The organism is Flavobacterium sp. GW821-FHT12A05, from assembly GCF_058807735.1.
The window spans coordinates 152,544-170,575 of sequence record NZ_JBXAQY010000002.1; the positions used below are offsets into that span (position 1 = coordinate 152,544).

The 18,032-nt window shown below is 35.9% G+C and carries 7 protein-coding genes, 2 pseudogenes and 1 riboswitch; of the genes and pseudogenes, 5 read left to right on the top strand and 4 right to left on the bottom strand.

Features of this window, described 5'->3' with window-relative positions; all coding sequences use genetic code 11:
* Positions 1–380: 380 nt before the first annotated feature.
* From AC1RRQ_RS04070 to AC1RRQ_RS04085, 4 genes and pseudogenes are all read right to left on the bottom strand, one after another.
* Positions 381–494: pseudogene (locus AC1RRQ_RS04070) on the bottom strand (RHS repeat domain-containing protein); the annotation flags it as partial.
* A 52-nt stretch (positions 495–546) separates the two neighbouring features.
* A pseudogene (locus AC1RRQ_RS04075) lies at positions 547–711 on the bottom strand (IS1 family transposase); the annotation flags it as partial.
* A gap of 406 nt (positions 712–1,117) precedes the next feature.
* Positions 1,118–4,486 carry a DUF6443 domain-containing protein gene (locus AC1RRQ_RS04080; RefSeq protein WP_493021670.1) on the bottom strand — a complete coding sequence of 1,123 codons (3,369 nt, stop codon included), beginning with the start codon at positions 4,484–4,486 and terminating at the stop codon, positions 1,118–1,120.
* A gap of 33 nt (positions 4,487–4,519) precedes the next feature.
* Positions 4,520–10,183: a DUF5977 domain-containing protein gene (locus AC1RRQ_RS04085; RefSeq protein ID WP_493021672.1), complete on the bottom strand. Its 5,664-nt coding sequence runs from the start codon at positions 10,181–10,183 to the stop codon at positions 4,520–4,522.
* Positions 10,184–10,412: 229 nt separating this feature from the next.
* A riboswitch (cobalamin riboswitch) is annotated at positions 10,413–10,650 on the top strand.
* A 77-nt stretch (positions 10,651–10,727) separates the two neighbouring features.
* Between AC1RRQ_RS04085 and AC1RRQ_RS04090 the strand changes: the two genes are divergently transcribed.
* From AC1RRQ_RS04090 to AC1RRQ_RS04110, 5 genes are all read left to right on the top strand, one after another.
* Positions 10,728–12,797, top strand: coding sequence for a TonB-dependent receptor (locus AC1RRQ_RS04090; protein WP_493021674.1), 2,070 nt, complete (start codon positions 10,728–10,730; stop codon positions 12,795–12,797).
* A gap of 32 nt (positions 12,798–12,829) precedes the next feature.
* Positions 12,830–13,987, top strand: a complete 1,158-nt coding sequence (locus tag AC1RRQ_RS04095; RefSeq protein ID WP_493021676.1) for a YncE family protein — start codon at positions 12,830–12,832, stop codon at positions 13,985–13,987.
* A 17-nt stretch (positions 13,988–14,004) separates the two neighbouring features.
* Complete coding sequence (locus tag AC1RRQ_RS04100; RefSeq protein ID WP_493021678.1) at positions 14,005–15,564, top strand: PKD-like domain-containing protein; 1,560 nt, start codon at positions 14,005–14,007, stop codon at positions 15,562–15,564.
* Positions 15,565–15,746: 182 nt separating this feature from the next.
* Positions 15,747–16,295, top strand: coding sequence for a DUF4494 domain-containing protein (locus AC1RRQ_RS04105; protein ID WP_493021680.1), 549 nt, complete (start codon positions 15,747–15,749; stop codon positions 16,293–16,295).
* A 215-nt stretch (positions 16,296–16,510) separates the two neighbouring features.
* Positions 16,511–18,025, top strand: coding sequence for a glycosyltransferase family 39 protein (locus tag AC1RRQ_RS04110; RefSeq protein WP_493021682.1), 1,515 nt, complete (start codon positions 16,511–16,513; stop codon positions 18,023–18,025).
* Positions 18,026–18,032 lie beyond the last annotated feature (7 nt).

An 18,032-nucleotide genomic window follows, 5' to 3' on the forward strand; every position in this document is an offset into this window, starting at 1 on the left:
TCATTTGAAAAATCAAATAATGTATTTGTATCTACAGGTTTGCTATTTTTCACATCCTCTGATGCTTGATAGTTGTCGAGATCCTTTTCATGAAATTGAGTTGTAACAAAATTAGACCTTTCTTTTCCCATTGTTTCTCCAATTGTGTGGGTCTGTTTTGAATTTTCTAAAACAAAAAGCGCGCCTTTCAAAACTTTATCGTTTGATCCTTCAATTTTTCTGAAAGCTGAAAGTACCGTATTTAATGTTTTATTACCTTCTTTTGGATCATATCTTGCTCCTTTTCCTCCATTATGATAAAAATTACCATTTCTATACTTTAATTCTTCCTTTGTTGAGCCATCTTTATTTCGAGATAAAAATATAATATCACTTGGTGCCATTCCATCAGGATCAATAAAAAATATTGGATTATTAAATGCATAATTATATGGACTATGTCTGCGCATTTTTTCCGCTAACGGGTCAATGTTCATCCACCTCCCAAGAGCAGGGATTATCTTTGCGCCACACGAAAGGATTCGTGCGGTAGCGGGGGGGCCAGCAGGAGAATAGTACTATCTCCTGATTGATATCCCTTTTATAAGCGTTGTAGCTGTAGTCAATCTGCTGTCTTTTTTGGCAGACATAACATTTATAACGTTGATTTCCGTTAGATTGAAATCCATTTTTTATGCATCTACCATTGCAAAAATTACATTTTATTTTCATGACCTAATTTGAAACACTTAGGTATGGCAAAAGCAATTTAAGGCTTATTAAAAGACAAAAAACGAAACAGACGACCTGCCAGCCGTCTCTTTTTCTATTCAATAATTAAAGTTTAATCTTACTTTTTAGTTAGTTAAGTGGTTAAATTATAAAAACACCTAATCTGTAACACTACCAACCTTTTCAATATATCTAAATATATCTTTTCTTTTTTAAAAGACAATATACGCCGAGTATTAAATTCAATGCTATTCCTAAATAAATTATAACATATTGTTCTTTTGATATACACAATGGACAATTGTGCAAATCTATACAAGGTTCACATAGAGGTTGAAAATAGTAATATAAAAATATTAATAAAAGATCAATGATTAGTAAGTTAAAAAAACAATTTCTAATTACTCTATTTATTTGGGCGACTATTAATTTCATATCTAAATTCTTTACCTTCATTATCTTTATCTTTTGACCACTCGTCATATGCTTTCATTGCGTCTAGAAGAATCCCGTCTATATTTTTTTGTTGCACTTTTCCTTTTGAACCTTTTCCCATTATATTACTTCCCCATCCTGGATGTGCTCCTTTACCATCAGTATACCTATCTATTAAACCTAATAAGTGTCCTACTTCATGGGGAGCTGAATCATCTTGAGCTAACGATTTTCCATTTCGTCCTGTACTTCTCCATTCTCCTTCATCTCCATCATAATTTACGTAAGATCTTTCAACATCATCATTCACATCAATAAAATTATCTCTATTATCCGAATCCCAATTCTCAGGTATTATCGTTGGGTCATTTTTCTCTTTTCCTTCATATAAGTCAACTTTTACTTTAAAATTCACTTTAAAAGAGTGTTTCCCATCCAATGATTTTGAACTAAATGTTCCTCCCCATTTTGAATTTATATCTTTTTGCATTTGAGAAACTACAGATTTTGTAGCACCTTTCCCATATAGATATACATTTGACGATATTGTTATCTGTCCCCCTTTTATAACTATAATTCCATCTTTTCCATTAGGATCCATAAAAATTACTGGATTTGCATTACAATATAAGAACGGGGTTTGATTAGGATTTTTCTCTGCCAGCGGGTCAATATTCATCCAGCGACCAATTGCTGGATCATAATTACGTGCTCCATAGTCGTAGAAGTTAAGCCCTAACTCATCTTGCAATTCCTTGCCGTTGTACTTATATTTATTCTCCGCACCAATTTTAACACCATTGTACCCCATGTGTTTTAACCCAAAAGGATAATAATTGTTTTCTTCCTGAATGGCTAAGTTTTTATCATAACTTAAACGAATATTACCCAAATGATCCTTGTACTGGTAAACATATTTATAAGAACCTGATGAAGGTTCTACATAACCTTCGGCTGTTGGGAAAAACTTTAAAGTACTGTTCTCGTATTGATAACCTCCCAGATAATCTGTTGTAACAGCTGCTGTACCGGCACGATTTACGATTTTCTGTACTTTCTGCCCTTCTGCATTGTAAATGTAAAGAATATTTCCTGTCGAGGCAAAGGTTATTTTAAGTGGCAGATTTAAATGGTTGTAGGCAATCGAGGTGATGCTTTTGTTGGCATCAGAGATCATGTTTCCGTTAAGATCATACATATAATCGTCAGTAGTCTGGGTATTATCTATAAAACCCAGTGCTTTGTTACTGTTGTCGATTACTTTTGTCAGCTGGTTGCTTTTATCATTTGAATAAGTATAAGCCAAATTATCAATAAGCTGGGCTGTTTCGCTCTCTCCGTTACGAGTTAGATTTGTAATATTTCCATTTTTATCGTACCCTAAAGTCTCGTTGTAAGCATTATTTACCACTCCGCTTTTTGCAGAAATACTTTCTTTTAAACGGTTCAGGTTATCGTATTTATAACCGTAGGATCTTACAATTCCGTTATCTGAATTTGTGGCCCACTGGGTCTCGGAGATATTGCCATTGTAGAGTCCGTTTACCCCGCTAAAAGCTGACGGAACATCATAATTAATCTTAAAAGCAAACAAATCTTTTGGATCGTTTGGTTTTGAAAGCGCACTGACGTCGTTAATTGCCGTAAGCCATCCTCTAATATTGTAGGTATAGTTAATGTTCTGGATATTGTTTCCAACTTTTTTAGAAATAAGCTGCCCCATTTCATCGTAGTTATTATTAGCAATAACCTCAACAGGTCCGTTGTTTATCTGGTGGGTATGAGTTAGTACGCGGTCCTGAGGCGAATAAGTAAACTCTTCTCTGATACTTAATTCTGTACTTCCTGAAGTTCGTTTGTGCTTTGAAATCGTGTAAAGTACCTTACCTGCAAAATCAAGCTTACTGTCTGCCAGAGTATAACCTCCCAGATAATTCTGTAAATGAGTTCGCATTGGGCGTGCTTTAGTATCATAAATCGTAGTACTGGTTTCGCCTGCTGTGCTTAAGGCTGTAGTAAGCACTCTCGTCCAGTTTCCTGTCGCAAGACTTTTTACATTGCTTAAAACAGTTTCGCCCTCAACCGCAGTTGGAAGTGCAGGTGCATTTGGGTAATTATAATCGTCATAATAATTAACGCTTAAAAGTTTAAAACTAGTTGGCGCAATGTTGTTGCTGTAATATACCTGTATGTTATCTATAGTTCCAGATGTCTGTTTGGTTTCAAACAATACAGTCGCTGCGTTTTGAGCATCCTGAAGTGATTTTCTTGCCAAGGCATTACAAGTCTGATTGTTCCATCCGGTATAAATTGGGCGGTTAAAAGCATCGTATTTGGTTATGATCCATCCCACAGTAGTTAAATCCGAAAAAGGAGAATTGGCAGGTCCTGTGGCAACGGGTCTGTCTAATTTATCATATACAATAAATTCCCATTGTTTTCCGGGAAGTTTTTTCTCAGCCAAACGGTTTTTGTTGTCGTATTTATATTGATAACATAAATCGTTTAAGATATCGGCATTGATTACACCGTCTGCTTTTGGAGGAATAACATAAGTCAGGTTTCCATAGAGGTCATAAACATAATAAGTATCGTGTTTATTACCGGCATCATAGGTTCTTTTTAGAACTATCTGGCCTTCTTTGTTTTTAAATTCTACTGTTGAACCAGCAGTTTCTAATGGATTATTAGCACTGTTTTCATCATAGGTTATATTCTTATACAGTTTATCTGCTTCATAATTCCCCGCATCTGCAAAGCTTATTTCATACAATCCTGAACCCACATCCCAAGATGTATTTGCTTTAAACAATCTTACTTCTCCTTCGGCATTAGACTGATAGTCTAATTTGATTTCGTGACCGCTGTCTTTACCCCAGGAAGCTCCCGGTGCAGCTTGTTTTAAGACTCTGCTTAAAGGAGACTGCTCCAATATTTTTTCTGAAAATGGATTAGAAGTGTTTTTGTAATTTGTATAAAATGATACTGTAGCATTTTCTGCTGTAAGCTGATCAATTCTCGGGTAAGTGCTGCCTCCGTTAGAAGCGGCATAAGGGAGATACTCTATTAACTGTCTGCCCAAACCATCGTACTTAACGGGAGTAACAAGATCCTGTCCGTTTCCACCCTGTCCTACTGCTATAGTCTGCACCGGACGCCCAAGTCCATCAAAATAACTGATATTTTGATTCATTTCGTCCTTGGTAAGCGTATTTAAATTACCAGACTGAATTGCTTTTTTGGGAGATATTGTATAAATAAAATTATCATCACTGAAAGTTTGTCCCAAAGCATTTGCCGTTGCCAATAATACGATTAGGATTGTTATATATTTTCTCATAAATCTATGTTTATCTTATTAGGCCTTTAATATCTATTTTTTAATCACCAGTAAAGTAACACTTACAATACTCTTAGCGTTTAATGTAAGAGAAGTAAACTTACTGCTCTGGCCAGCTGCAAATTCTACAACAACTTCCTGACTTGCTGCTGCTCCGGACAGGCGTAAAAAATTAACTGTAAATTTTAATGTGGCTCCATTATGATTTGTTCCCGTAGCCCAAGCGTCGATACTAAGTACTCTACTAGAAGGATCAAAATAACGTTCAAATAAAAAGTCAACTTCTCTGGTAGTGCATGTACCATTGACATCTGCATAAGCTTGTCCGTCAGTGTTAAATTTAGCAAGACCCAGAGCATCGGCATCTGCCTGAGAAACTGATGAAGTAACAGCTCCTGCTGCTTGATTATAAGACACCGTTGAACCAAATTGATTTTGTCCACAATTACTTCTGGTAAACAACCCACTTCTGGCAATACTATTATAAATACAAACACCATTTGCGTTGGCATAAGCCTGACCATTATTATTTACATCTGACTGTGCTAAATCATCTGCACTTGCCTGAGAATTTGAGATATATTTTCTACTTGGAACTGTATAAGTAACATAACTTCCTGATAAACCTCCTCCGCAATCATTTTTTGCAAATACACCTGATTTAGCAGCGCTGTAAAAAAAGCATTCTGCAATCATATTGGCATTATATTGTCCGTTTGCATCTATATCATTTTGAGCCAATCTATCTGCCGTTGTTTGTGAACCGCTAGTGTATTTGCCCGCAGGAACAGTATAAGTATACGTTCCCGGAGTACCATTTGCCGGACAATCGTTTTTGGTAAAAGTTTTACTAATTGCTGCATTACTATACGTACAACTTCCATTTGTATTCGCATTAGCTTGTCCGTTTGCCTGGAACAAAGCAAGTCCTTTTGAATCTGCATCAGCTTGGGAAATATTTGAAGTCTGCGCTCCTGCTGCCTGAGTGTAAGATACGCTTGAAGGTACTCCTCCAGGACCGCAATCATTTTTAGCAAATGATCCACTTTGTGAAGCACTGTAATACGTACAATTTCCGTTTGCATTGGCATAAGACTGACCATCTGCATTAAATTTAGCAAGTCCCAATGCATCGGCATCGGCCTGAGAAATTGTAGAAGTTAAAACTCCCCTATTCTGGCTATAAGTTACAGTAGAACCTGTTCCGCCTGAAGCACAATTGTTTTTTGTAAACGAACCGTTTTGTGCTGCACTATAAAAAGTACATACCGCTTCTGCATTTGCTGCATTTTGCCCATACGTATTTATGGCATTTTGTGCTAATTGATCTGCATTTTCCTGAGAGACATTGCTAACATAAGTTCCGTAAGGAACAGAATAAGTAAATGTTCCCGGATCAGCGCCAGCTGGACAATTATTTCTATAGAAAACTTTACTTACTGCTGCATTATAAAAGGTACAAACAGCATTTGTATTAGCATAATACTGCCCGTCAGTATTAAATTTAGCAAGCCCCAATGCATCGGCATCTGCTTGCGAAATGTTTGATGTTGATGCCCCTGCTGCCTGGTTGTAAGTCACGCTGGAAGGTGATCCGCCCGAAGCACAATTATTTCTTGTAAACGAACCGCTTTGCGCAGCACTGTAATACGTACAATATCCGTTTGCATTGGCATAAGATTGACCATCTGAATTAAATTTAGCAAGTCCTAATGCATCGGCATCAGCTTGTGAAATTCTAGAAGTTAAAACTCCCGAATTCTGACTGTATACTACACTGGAACCTGCTCCTCCTGCAGCACAACTGTTTTTTGCAAACGAACCGTTTTGTGCTGCGCTGTAATAGGTACAATATCCATTAGCATTAGCATAGGACTGACCATCTACATTAAATTTAGCAAGTCCTAATGCATCGGCATCAGCTTGTGAAATGTTTGATGTTACAACCCCAGCTGCCTGACTGTAAACCACATTTGAACCTATCGCTCCTGGGCTACAATTATTTTTCGTAAACGAACCGCTTTGGGCTATACTGTAATAGGTACAAGATGCATTTGCATTAGCATAGATCTGACCATCTGCATTAAATTTAGCAAGTCCCTTTGAATCTGCATCAGCTTGTGAAATATTTGATGTTACAACAGCCGCTCCCTGACTGTAAACCACACTAGAAGGCGTTCCTCCTGCCATACAATTATTTTTGGTAAATGTTCCTGTTTGTGCTGCACTTTTATAAATCTTAACACTGCCTGAAGAGTTGTCTCCACAATCTATAGTCTGGCCTTTATAATTATAACAATATTTTTGAAGCACATTTAAATCCTTATCTTTTACAAACCTTAATCTTTGATCTGCATCATATTCATAATAAGTGGTAAATCCTTTAGGATCGGTAATACTTGTAACCCCTATTAACGGATTATAGGTATAAGTAGAGATAAAAACATTTGGGAGTGAATTTCTGAATGCGTTCAGTCCGTTTCGCAGTTTTTGTTCCGAACAATTATCTGACAAGCAATTATCCGAATCATCATTAGACAGTGCCTGCAGATTTGCAATAGTCTCGGCAGAAATTGTACCGTAAGCCAAATTATCAATTTTAGCAATTGGCTGGGTTTTATTGTATCCCCAAATAATAGACACCGGAGTTCCTCCGTCTATAGTGTATTGCAGCACATTTCCTTTTTCATCATATAAATCATAGGTGATTTTTTTATCTAAATTTAAATCTATTGTTGCTGCTCCTTTGTTAGCATAAACAAATCTCGGAAGAAGCAGATTGCTTGTTGCACTGCTTTTCTCATAACTAGTAAGCTGCTCTGACATTTTAGCTCCATCTTTAAATGTTTGTGTATTTAAAGGGATTCCTATCATATTTGCTGATGCCAAATCTGAACTAAACGGTTTTGAAATCATCTCTGGATCAGGAGCATAAAAATATTTAGTCAGTAATGTTTCTCCAACTGAGTTAGTTGTTGTTTGCGATGTTAATTGCAAATGCGATGGATTGCCATAATTAAAAGTAGTATTGCTTACTACTTTACCTTTCAAAATATTGGATGAATTATAAAAATAACTCGTTTTCTCGGATGTTTTTTGGTAGAACCATAAAATTGGAATATTATAGGTTATAGGTTCAATTGTTCGCAATATTTCTACTCCTCCATTTGCATCATACGGACACATTGGAGTTAGAGGATCTACAGAATTCTCATGATTATTAGTAGTTCCCATACGAAACATCTTAAATCCATTGTAAAAAGAAGTATTAGAAGGATCTTCAAAATAAGTGTTTTTCTCTTCCTCTACTATATAAGCCGCTGTTCCTTCTGTTTTATAGACTTTCTTGTTCAAAACTTTACCTCTTTTCCACCCGGCAGCGATTTGTACTGTCGGATTTCCAAAAGGTATTTCATCTGAAGCAGTCGTAAATTCATATTGAGTATATCCGTTATTAGTTTGATTTTTAACATCAATCTGTTTTTCTTTTACATATTTATAAGCAATAGAGTTTCCCTCTATACCAAATCTGGAATTTGAACTAATAGTGTAAGTAGCCGTATAACTGAGTCCTCCTGTACAACCTATTCCTCCTGATGACCCGCTTTGACCACATTGAATAAAAGTATAATTGGTAAAATTGTTTGACTGGAAAGTAGTACTCATTCTATTGATCAACTGACCGCTCGTATGTCCTGCATCAGCAATATCAGAGTAATCATATTGTTTCTTTAGCGCTAAGGTGTTGTCATTGTCATAATTTTCTATGCTTGCAATTCTAAGTCCGGCGCCTAAGTTATTTTTTGGTACAGGATCGTTATTTACATATTTAAGCTGTAAATTCCTAACACTCATATACTTCCCATATACTTCAACTTCTATTGTACCGGATTCTTTTAATGCCAAAGGAATTTTAAACGGTTGAGTAAAACTGTCAGGACCAGAATTATAAACTTCAATTCCACCAGAAAATACCCTAACCAAAGCACGATAATGTTTAGAAATAGTGGGATCAGATGAACGTCCATTATCCTTTTCAAACATTAATTGTCCTTGAGCCTCTGTTGCCGTAAAAGGAATTGATACATAATTAACACAATCATCAGGATTTGGATTCAAACATATTACCCCATCAATACCTGGGCCTTCCTTTATTGGTGCCGAGCCGCCTGTACCTTGTATAACACTACTGTTTACAATTACAGGGGTATATTTACCAAAAAGGTCAACTCCATAAAACTCGTTTGTTTCATAATTAAATTTTGTCCATCCTTTTGTAGGATAATGTATTTCTTTTAAAATTCCTGCCTGATTCTCTAAAGAATTTACAACGCGATTTGCCCTGCCCACTTCTGTTGGATAAGGATAAGAGATATAATGTTTAGGAATTAAATCTACATTATTACTTTTTCCATTATTATATCCAAAAAAATCCTGCCCTTTTGAAGTCTTATTTGGTAAAGAAACATTTGAATAGGTAAACTCTTGCTCGACTCTGCCTAGTAAATTAACGACTCTGTCCAGCTTTAATCTTTTGTCTGAGTAATAGCTTCCTGATGGATTGAAATAAGAGTAATCAAAAGTATAGCCCTTTACATTTCTAAAGCCTACATCTAGTAATTGCTGGATTTCAATTTTGCTCAAATATCCGTTTCCAGCTCCATTAACCAAATCCTGCCTTCCTAAATTCTTTGTAAATACGATTTTGGAGTTACCATCATTAAAAGTAATTTCTTTTATTTTTTTTAAAAAAGTATCCGTATTTCCTGTCGCGTCAATTACCTCGCCTATTTGACCTCTGGAAATATTGCCTCCAGCGCACTCTAGTCTTTCTACAATGTTTTTTACCTCTACTCTTTGAGAAAAGCTTTTATCCGTTAAAGTTCCATCATCCTGATAGGTGAAGGTTATTTTATTATTTGATGGTGTTTTAATTTCATCAACATACCACGCGCTTATATAGTGATCACTATGAGTCATCGCTTGCATAGAAATTTCTGTAGTATTAAGCGAATAAACATTTCCCTGTGGATCTGTTATTCTAAATTTCATGTTTTCTCTATTTGCTCCTAAAAGTTCAACTTTAAAAGCATTTGGCGGTATTGTAACAACATCATTACTGGCAAAATTTCTAATATAAAAACTTCCATTTACCGTAGGCGATGAAAAAACATACATATCTTTTACCCTGGACTTATCTAGATTATAATCTAAATTTGAAACAGCACCTTGATCATAAGGATGCAGCTTAAAATAAGCAATAATGGCATCTCCATCTGGAATTACATCTATATTAGGATTGTTTTCGTCGATGTCGTCTCTTGGACTTAAAACTACTTGAGCACCGGCATTTAGATTCCAGCCAAGACCTACCCAGGTTGCTTCCTGATTAACTTTTATACCAGAAGCGTGGTAATCTAAAGATATTGGCATCTTGAAATCCTTTAAATCAATAGTATACAATGGTATCGATATACCAGGAACACCAGTAGCCAGATCAACAGGATATTCGCCATACTTTAAAAAAGCTGCAGCCTCGGGAGATTTTGGAGCAAAATTTGGAGTTTGAAAAGTATTCGTTTCCGTTTGTGCCTGAATCTGCAGACAAAACATAAATATTGAAAATCGTACTATTATTTTAAGAACTTGGTTAGAAAATATTCTATGCATTTTATGATGGTTTACTGGAGTTCTCATTAATCTTATTGTTTAATCACTTTTACAGAATTTGAGGTATTTTTAATTCTGCGCACGAAAATAATTTTTTATTCGGCTCATTTTTTACGTCTTTCCGTAAAAGCATTAAGTTTAGTTTGATCTTCGAACATAGCTCAAAAACGCTGTAATCTATTTCTGTAATAACAAAAATAAAGAGCACTCAAAACTTTTTTCTCAAAAACACCCCCATAACCAAACATAGTTTATTTACATTTGCACCCGCAATGGTTTAGCTGCGATTTTTCGATTTCAGCTAACGAAGAGGGAATCAGGTGTAAATCCTGAACAAGCCCGTTACTGTAAGTTCCATGCAACATTTTGACAGACAAGAAAGCGATTCACAGCTTTCAAAATCTAATCTTTTGCCACTGCATTTTTTCTCAAATGTGGGAAGGCGGCTCAAAATGGGAATAAGTCAGGAGACCTGCCACTGTATATAATTTCAGGCTTTCGCGGACCAAAGTTTTGAAGCAGACACAATATCAAACTAACATTTGATTTTAATTTTTCCGTTTAAAACTATTTGTCACAAATAGACTATTTTGCTATGCACGTATGTAAAAACAGGCATTTAAGCCTAATACATGGTGGGTTATGTTTCTTACTTTGGATTTTATTCACGAATCTGATTTTTGCGCAGCATAATCCTAAAAATAAGGAGCTTGACTCTTTAAAACCGCTTCCGTTAAACGAAGTTATTCTAACCGCAAGTAAACGCGAGTTCAGGATAGAGTCGCCTATGCCGGTTCAGATTTTATCCGGCAAGCAGCTTGAAAACCTCAACAGCCTTTCTGTTGCCGATGCTGTTCGGTATTTTTCGGGCGTGCAGTTAAAAGATTATGGCGGAATTGGCGGTTTAAAAACCATAAACGTACGAAGTTTAGGAAGTGCTCACACAGCGGTTTTTTACGACGGAATGACGGTGGGAAATGCTCAAAACGGACAAGTCGATCTGGGAAAATATTCTCTCGACAATATCGAAGCCATCGAACTTTATAACGGTCAAAAATCGACTATTTTTCAGCCGGCACGTGGATTTTTTGCTTCGAATACTTTATTTCTAAAATCGAAAATCCCTGTTTTTGAATCGGGTAAAAATGCAAATGCTCGGGCTTCTTTTAAAACCGGATCTTTCGGATTGGTGAATCCTTCTCTTCTCTATCAGCAAAAAATAACTTCAAAAATTTCCCTTTCATCGAATATTGAATGGATGAAAGCGGATGGAAAATACAAATACAGATATCAGAAAAAAGACGGTTACGACACCACAGCCGTTCGTCAAAACGGAGATATCAACGCTCTTCGTGCCGAGTTAAACTTAAACGCAAAATTTGGTACAAACGGACAAGCCAGTCTTAAAGCCTATTATTACGATTCTGAACGAGGTCTTCCCGGTGCCATTTTAGCAAACAAGTATGAATATGTACAACGCCAATGGGATCGAAATTTCTTCATTCATGCCTCGGTTCAAAATTCTTTCTTCGAAAAACACGAAATGCTTGCCAATGTAAAATTCAGCCGAGATTACAGCCGTTACATTGATCCGGATTATAAAACACTTCAAGGCGCATTGGACAATAAGTATTACCAAAACGAATTTTACGCTTCAATTGTCAATCTCTACCATATAAAAGACTGGTGGAAAATGTCTCTTGCAACAGATTTCTCCATAAATACGCTCGATGCCAATTTGTACCGTTTCCCTTATCCTACCCGATATTCTTATTTGGGCGCAATCTCAAGCGAAATGCACTGGAAACGTCTTGATATTCAGGCAAACTTACTTGGGGCTTATGTCGACGAACAAGTCAAATATTACCAGCAAGGAGACAGTCAGCATGTTTTTTGTCCCGTTTTATCTGCTTCTTTTCAGCCATTTGATATAAAGAATTTCAGAATCAGGGCTTTTTACAAAGAGTCTTTCCGAATGCCTACTTTCAACGATTTATATTACACTTTTATTGGTAACAGTTCTTTGCGTCCGGAATTTACAACGCAATACGACTTTGGAACTACTTATATTATAGAGCCGAAAAAGTTTTTACAGTCGGCATCCTTTCAGGCCGATGTTTACTACAATCGGGTAAAAGACAAAATCATTGCAATGCCGTCTTCTAATCTTTTTAGGTGGACGATGATGAATTTAGGAGAAGTCGACATTCGCGGATTAGAATTAAATACCAACTTCGTTTTCAAATTCCCTGAACAAATATTCTTAGATCTCGGTCTTAGTTATACGTATCAACAAGCAATTGATATTACCCCAAAAGGCACTACTTATGGGGATCAAATTCCGTATACGCCTAGAAACAGCGGTACATTAACTTCATCCATCAACTGGAAAAACTGGAATTTAAACTACAGTTTTATTTACACCGGCGAACGATACAGCCAGAAAGCAAACATTCTTGTTAACTATGTAAAACCTTGGTATACCAGCGACATGGCTCTTATTTGGAACGGAAAAATGGCAAAACTTCCGGTAAAAATAAGCGGAGAGGTAAACAATTTATTCAATCAATATTACGATGTCGTGCTCAATTTTCCAATGCCGGGAAGAAATTACCGATTAAGTCTTTCAATAAATCTTTAAAACAAATAGCATCAACAATTAAAATCGCAACAATGAAAACAAATTTCAAATTTTGGTTCTTACTCGCATTTGCAGCAATTGTCTTTCAGGGATGTCAGGAAGAAGATCCTATTATTCCTGAAGAAATCGTGGTTTTACCACCAGAAACGGTTACAACCGTAGAGGGTTTTTATCTTCTTAACGAAGGTAATATGAACATGAACAAAGCTTCACTGGATTATTACGATTATGCAAGCGGTGTTTACAAACGTAACGTTTACGGGCAAGCAAATCCTGAAGCCACTTTAGGTTTAGGAGATGTTGGAAACGATATTGCCATTTACGGTTCAAAAATATATGCCGTAATCAACAACTCTAACAAGGTTGAGGTTATGGATGCTGTTACCGCAAAACGCCTTAAAGTAATTGATGTAAAAAACTGCCGCTACGTAACTTTTGCTAACGGAAAAGCTTATGTAAGCGCTTACGATGGCGAGGTACAATTAGGAGAAAACTCTCCAAATGGTTTTGTTGCCGAAATAGACACTACATCTCTTGCTATTACAAAAACCGTAAAAGTGGGCCGTCAGCCAGAAGAAATGGCAATTGTAGGTACAAAACTTTATGTTGCCAATTCAGGAGGATATAGTCCGCCAAATTATGAAAAAACCGTTTCGGTAATCGATTTAAAAACTTTTACAAAAATTAAAGATATAGAAGTTGCCATCAACCTTCACAGACTTGAAGCCGATCAGGATGGAGATTTGTATGTAAGCTCTCGCGGCGATTATTATGACATCCGTCCTAAATTATTTGTAATTGATACCAAAACAGATAACATCAAAAAAACTTTTGATATTACATGTTCTAACCTCACAATTGTGGGCGACAAAGCTTATATAATTGGTTCTGAATTTAATTACAAAACTTTCGACTGGATCATTAATTATTCCATGATTAATGTTAAAACCGAAACACTGCTTTCAGAAAGTTTTCTGCCAAAATCAGTCACCGACGAAATTAAAACCCCTTACGGACTTGCTGTAGATCCTATCTCTTTAAATGTATACGTAACAGATGCCGGAGATTATGTTTCTCCAGGAAAATTATACTGCGTTGATAAAAACGGAAACACAAAATTCGTAGTAACCACAGGAGATATTCCGGCTCATTTTGCCTTTAAAACTAAAAAAACAATAATTAAACCATAAACCTTAAATTAAAAAAAATGAAGAAAATTTTACTAGCATTGTCGCTTGTCCTGCTTCTTTCAGGATGTTATAAGGACGATATTAACGATCTTAAAAATGACGTCAATGACTTGAAAAACAGAATGGCTCAATATGAAAACTTACTTGATGTTCTAAACAAAAGATTATATGTTGTAAGCTACGAAACCAAAGAAGGAAGCTATGTTATTACCATGAGCGACGGATCGAAACTAACGGTTCGCAATACCTCATCTTTTATAAAAATTGGAGACAACGGAAACTGGTGGATCGATGGTGTTGATACCGGAAAATCGGCTAAAGGAGAAAGCGGAGATAAAGGTGAAGCTCCAAAAATTGCTATTGGAAGCAACGGAAATTGGTTTATTGATAATGTAGATACCGGAGTTTCGGCAGCTGGACAAAAAGGAAAAGATGCAGCCGAAATTATTTCGGTATCGTTGGCAAACGGAATCATGACTTTTACTTTTGCAGATGGACGTACGATCAGCATTTTGGCAAGCGCACCAGAAATTACTTTACCAAATCCTGCAGGAGGTTTTGCTATTGATAAAATGCAATGGTTTAAAGTTGAACCACAAGTAGCAAATGCTTCGGGCGCAACTTACAAATGGATTGTAAATGGTCAGGAAACAGCCGTAACAGCAAGTTTCTTTTATGTTTTTGCAAACGCAGGAACTTACAATATTGAGTTTAAAGCTAAAAATGGCGTTGGCGAAAGTTCTAAAACTTTCTCTGTAACAGTTGCCGAAAAAACGTATTTAAACAGAATTGCACGTGTATTTGATTTCTTCCCTGCACCGGGACAATTTGTAAATGCCCTGCCTGCTGCTACTGCAACAGATACCGATGAAACAATGCGAGTAAAAGCAGAAACAGCTTTAACTACCGGAAGTATGGTAAGTTTAGGCGGATTTGGCGGTTACGTACAATTTGGTTTTGACCACACCATCGTTAATAAAGACGGAAATGATTTTGTTGTTCTGGGTAATGCTTTTACAGATTGGTCTGAACCGGGAATTGTAATGGTTTCATACGACGCAAACGGAAACGGAAAAGCAGACGACGAATGGTTTGAAATTGCAGGTTCTGAACACAACAAACCAACTACAATTAAAAACTACGAGATCACATATTATAAACCAGAAACTGAACCAACGAATCCAAACGAACCTAAATATATTCGCTGGACAGACAATCAGGGACAAACAGGATATCTTTCTAAAAACCAGTTCCATAAACAAACTTTCTACCCATTATGGAAAGGAAACACGGTAACTTTTAAAGGAACGTTCTTAAAATCTAACATTTACGATAAATCAGGAACAGGAACAAACTGGGCCAATCCAGCTTATGATTGGGGTTACACAGACAACTGGGCTAATACTGATGTAAGAGGTCAAATCGATATCAGCTGGGCTGTAAACGCAAAAGGAGAATCGGTTAAACTAAAAGGAATCGACTTTATTAAAGTTTACAATTCTAACCGTGCCGAAGGCGCATGGTTAGGCGAAGTTTCTACAGAAGTTTCAGGATTTAAAGATTTAAATTTACCATAATTTAGAAATCATGTTTTTTGGAAAAAGCCTCAGGAAATCTGAGGCTTTTTTAATTCACAGCTAAAACCAAAACAGTCAGTACGTTACCAAAAAATTCCTTAAATTGTGAATATCTATTTCAGTATTTCGGCTATTTATTTTGCTGTAAAATCTATCTTTGGCATCCTTAAAAAATAGAAAAGATGAGCGCAATTTGGTACGAATGCAAAGTAAAATATAGAAAAACAGATGAAACTGGAGGCCAAAAAGTTTTAACAGAACCTTATTTGGTAGATGCAATATCTTATACAGAAGCCGAAAAAAGAATTAATGAAGAAATGGCGGCTTATATTAGTGAAGAATTTAAAATCACGAATATAAAAGTGGCAAATTATGCCGAAATACATCCGTTTGAGAATACCGATCGCTGGTTTAAATCAAAAGTTTCTTTAATTGCTTATGATGAAGAAAGCGGTAAAGAAAGAAAATCAAACATGTATATGCTGGTTCAGGCAAACGATGTGAGAGAAGCTTATGATAACACGATTCATGTGATGAAAAACACAATGGGAGAATATTCTATTCCTGCCATTTCAGAATCACCAATTATGGACGTTTTCCCATATTTCAGCGGTGAAGAAGGAGAAACCGAAATGCTGGAAAGATTCAATGCACTAAAAGCTTCAAAAACTGTAAAAGCAGATGAAGAAATAGTAGACCACATGGAGTTTGAAACTGCAGAGGAGGAATAAATTTTCTAAAATTCCAAAAAAATTAAAATTCCAAATTCCAATTAAGAATTAATTCTCAATATTGAAATTTTAACAAATTAGCTTCAGAGAAATCTGGGGCTTTTTTATTTTCAGAAAACAGAATTTCATCCAAATAAAAAATCAAAATAAATCCTATATTCGCTTTGCATTTTATTTAACTGATACAAAACCTTTTATTAAAAACCAAAAGCTCCATGACCAAAAAAACACTCATTCTAATTGGGTTTATTATACTAAAATTTGTGCTGCAGTATGTTTTACTAAGTCCCGAATATGATTTGCAGCGCGACGAATACCTGCATCTGGATCAGGCACATCATTTGGCTTGGGGATATTTATCTGTTCCGCCTGTTACTTCCTGGTTTTCCTATCTTATTTTACTGCTCGGGAATTCTGTTTTTTGGGTTAAGTTCTTCCCTGCTCTTTTTGGCTCTTTGACACTTTTAGTTGTTTGGAAAACAATCGAAAGCTTAAAAGGAAACCTTTATGCTTTGGTCTTAGGCGCGACATGTATTGTTTTCTCTGCATTATTAAGAATCAACATGTTGTATCAGCCCAATTCATTTGATGTTTTGTGCTGGACGACATTTTATTATATTTTAATACAATATATTATTACCGAAAAACCTAAATGGCTTTACATTGGAGCAGTTGTTTTTGCTCTTGGATTTCTAAATAAATATAATATTATCTTTCTCTTAATCGGACTTCTGCCAGCGTTTCTACTTTCGAAACAAAGAAAAATACTAGCAGAGAAAAAACTCTATTTCGCATTGATTTTAGGATTGATTTTGATTCTGCCTAATCTGTTATGGCAGTACAACAATCATTTTCCTATTGTACATCACATGAAAGAATTGGCCGAAACACAATTGGTAAATGTAAACCGCACCGATTTTTTAAAAGAACAGCTTTTCTTTTTTATTGGATCCTTCTTTGTTATTCTTGCTTCGTTTTACGCCTTATTATTCTATAAACCATTTGAAAAATTCAAGCTCTTTTTTGCTTCGATAATCTTAACACTACTTGTGTTTTTATACTTTAAAGCCAAAGCCTATTATGCAATTGGGTTGTACCCTATTTACATTGCATTTGGTTCCGTTTTTCTTGCAGATGTTTTAAAAACAGGGTGGAAACGCTATTTAAAGCCCGTTTTAATTGCACTTCCGCTGCTATTTTTTGTTCCAATGTACTATCTGGTTTTCCCAAATAAAAGTCCGGAAAAAATAGTTACTGCAAAACTCGAAACTTATTACTGGGAAGACGGCAAAAAACACGATTTGCCTCAAGATTTTGCCGATATGCTGGGCTGGAAAGAACTCGCCCAAAAAACCGATTCGGTTTATGCTTTGTTTCCTAAATCAGAAAATACGTTAGTACTTTGCGACAATTACGGGCAAGCCGGGGCCATTAATTTTTATACCAAAAAAGGAATTAAAGCCGTTTCTTTTAATGCCGATTATGTAAATTGGTTCAACTTAAATGTCTATTACAAAAACCTCATTCGGGTTAAGGAATTTGAAGAAAATAGTAATGAATTTAAAGAAACAAGTCCGTATTTTGAATCTGCTTTTACAGCGGGTCAAATCACAAATAAATACGCCCGAGAATACGAAACAACAATTTTTGTTTTTACTAATGCCAAAGTCAACATCAATAAAAGATTGCAGCAGGAAATTAACGAAGAAAAAAATTATATCAAGGAATAATTAAATT

What these genes read in the sequence shown, in the direction of transcription:
- AC1RRQ_RS04105 (WP_493021680.1), top strand. Translation starts at nt 15,747, where the DNA reads ATGAGCGCAATTTGGTACGAATGCAAAGTAAAATATAGAAAAACAGAT.
- AC1RRQ_RS04085 (WP_493021672.1), bottom strand. Translation starts at nt 10,183, where the DNA reads ATGAGAACTCCAGTAAACCATCATAAAATGCATAGAATATTTTCTAAC.
- AC1RRQ_RS04110 (WP_493021682.1), top strand. Translation starts at nt 16,511, where the DNA reads ATGACCAAAAAAACACTCATTCTAATTGGGTTTATTATACTAAAATTT.
- AC1RRQ_RS04100 (WP_493021678.1), top strand. Translation starts at nt 14,005, where the DNA reads ATGAAGAAAATTTTACTAGCATTGTCGCTTGTCCTGCTTCTTTCAGGA.
- AC1RRQ_RS04080 (WP_493021670.1), bottom strand. Translation starts at nt 4,486, where the DNA reads ATGAGAAAATATATAACAATCCTAATCGTATTATTGGCAACGGCAAAT.
- AC1RRQ_RS04095 (WP_493021676.1), top strand. Translation starts at nt 12,830, where the DNA reads ATGAAAACAAATTTCAAATTTTGGTTCTTACTCGCATTTGCAGCAATT.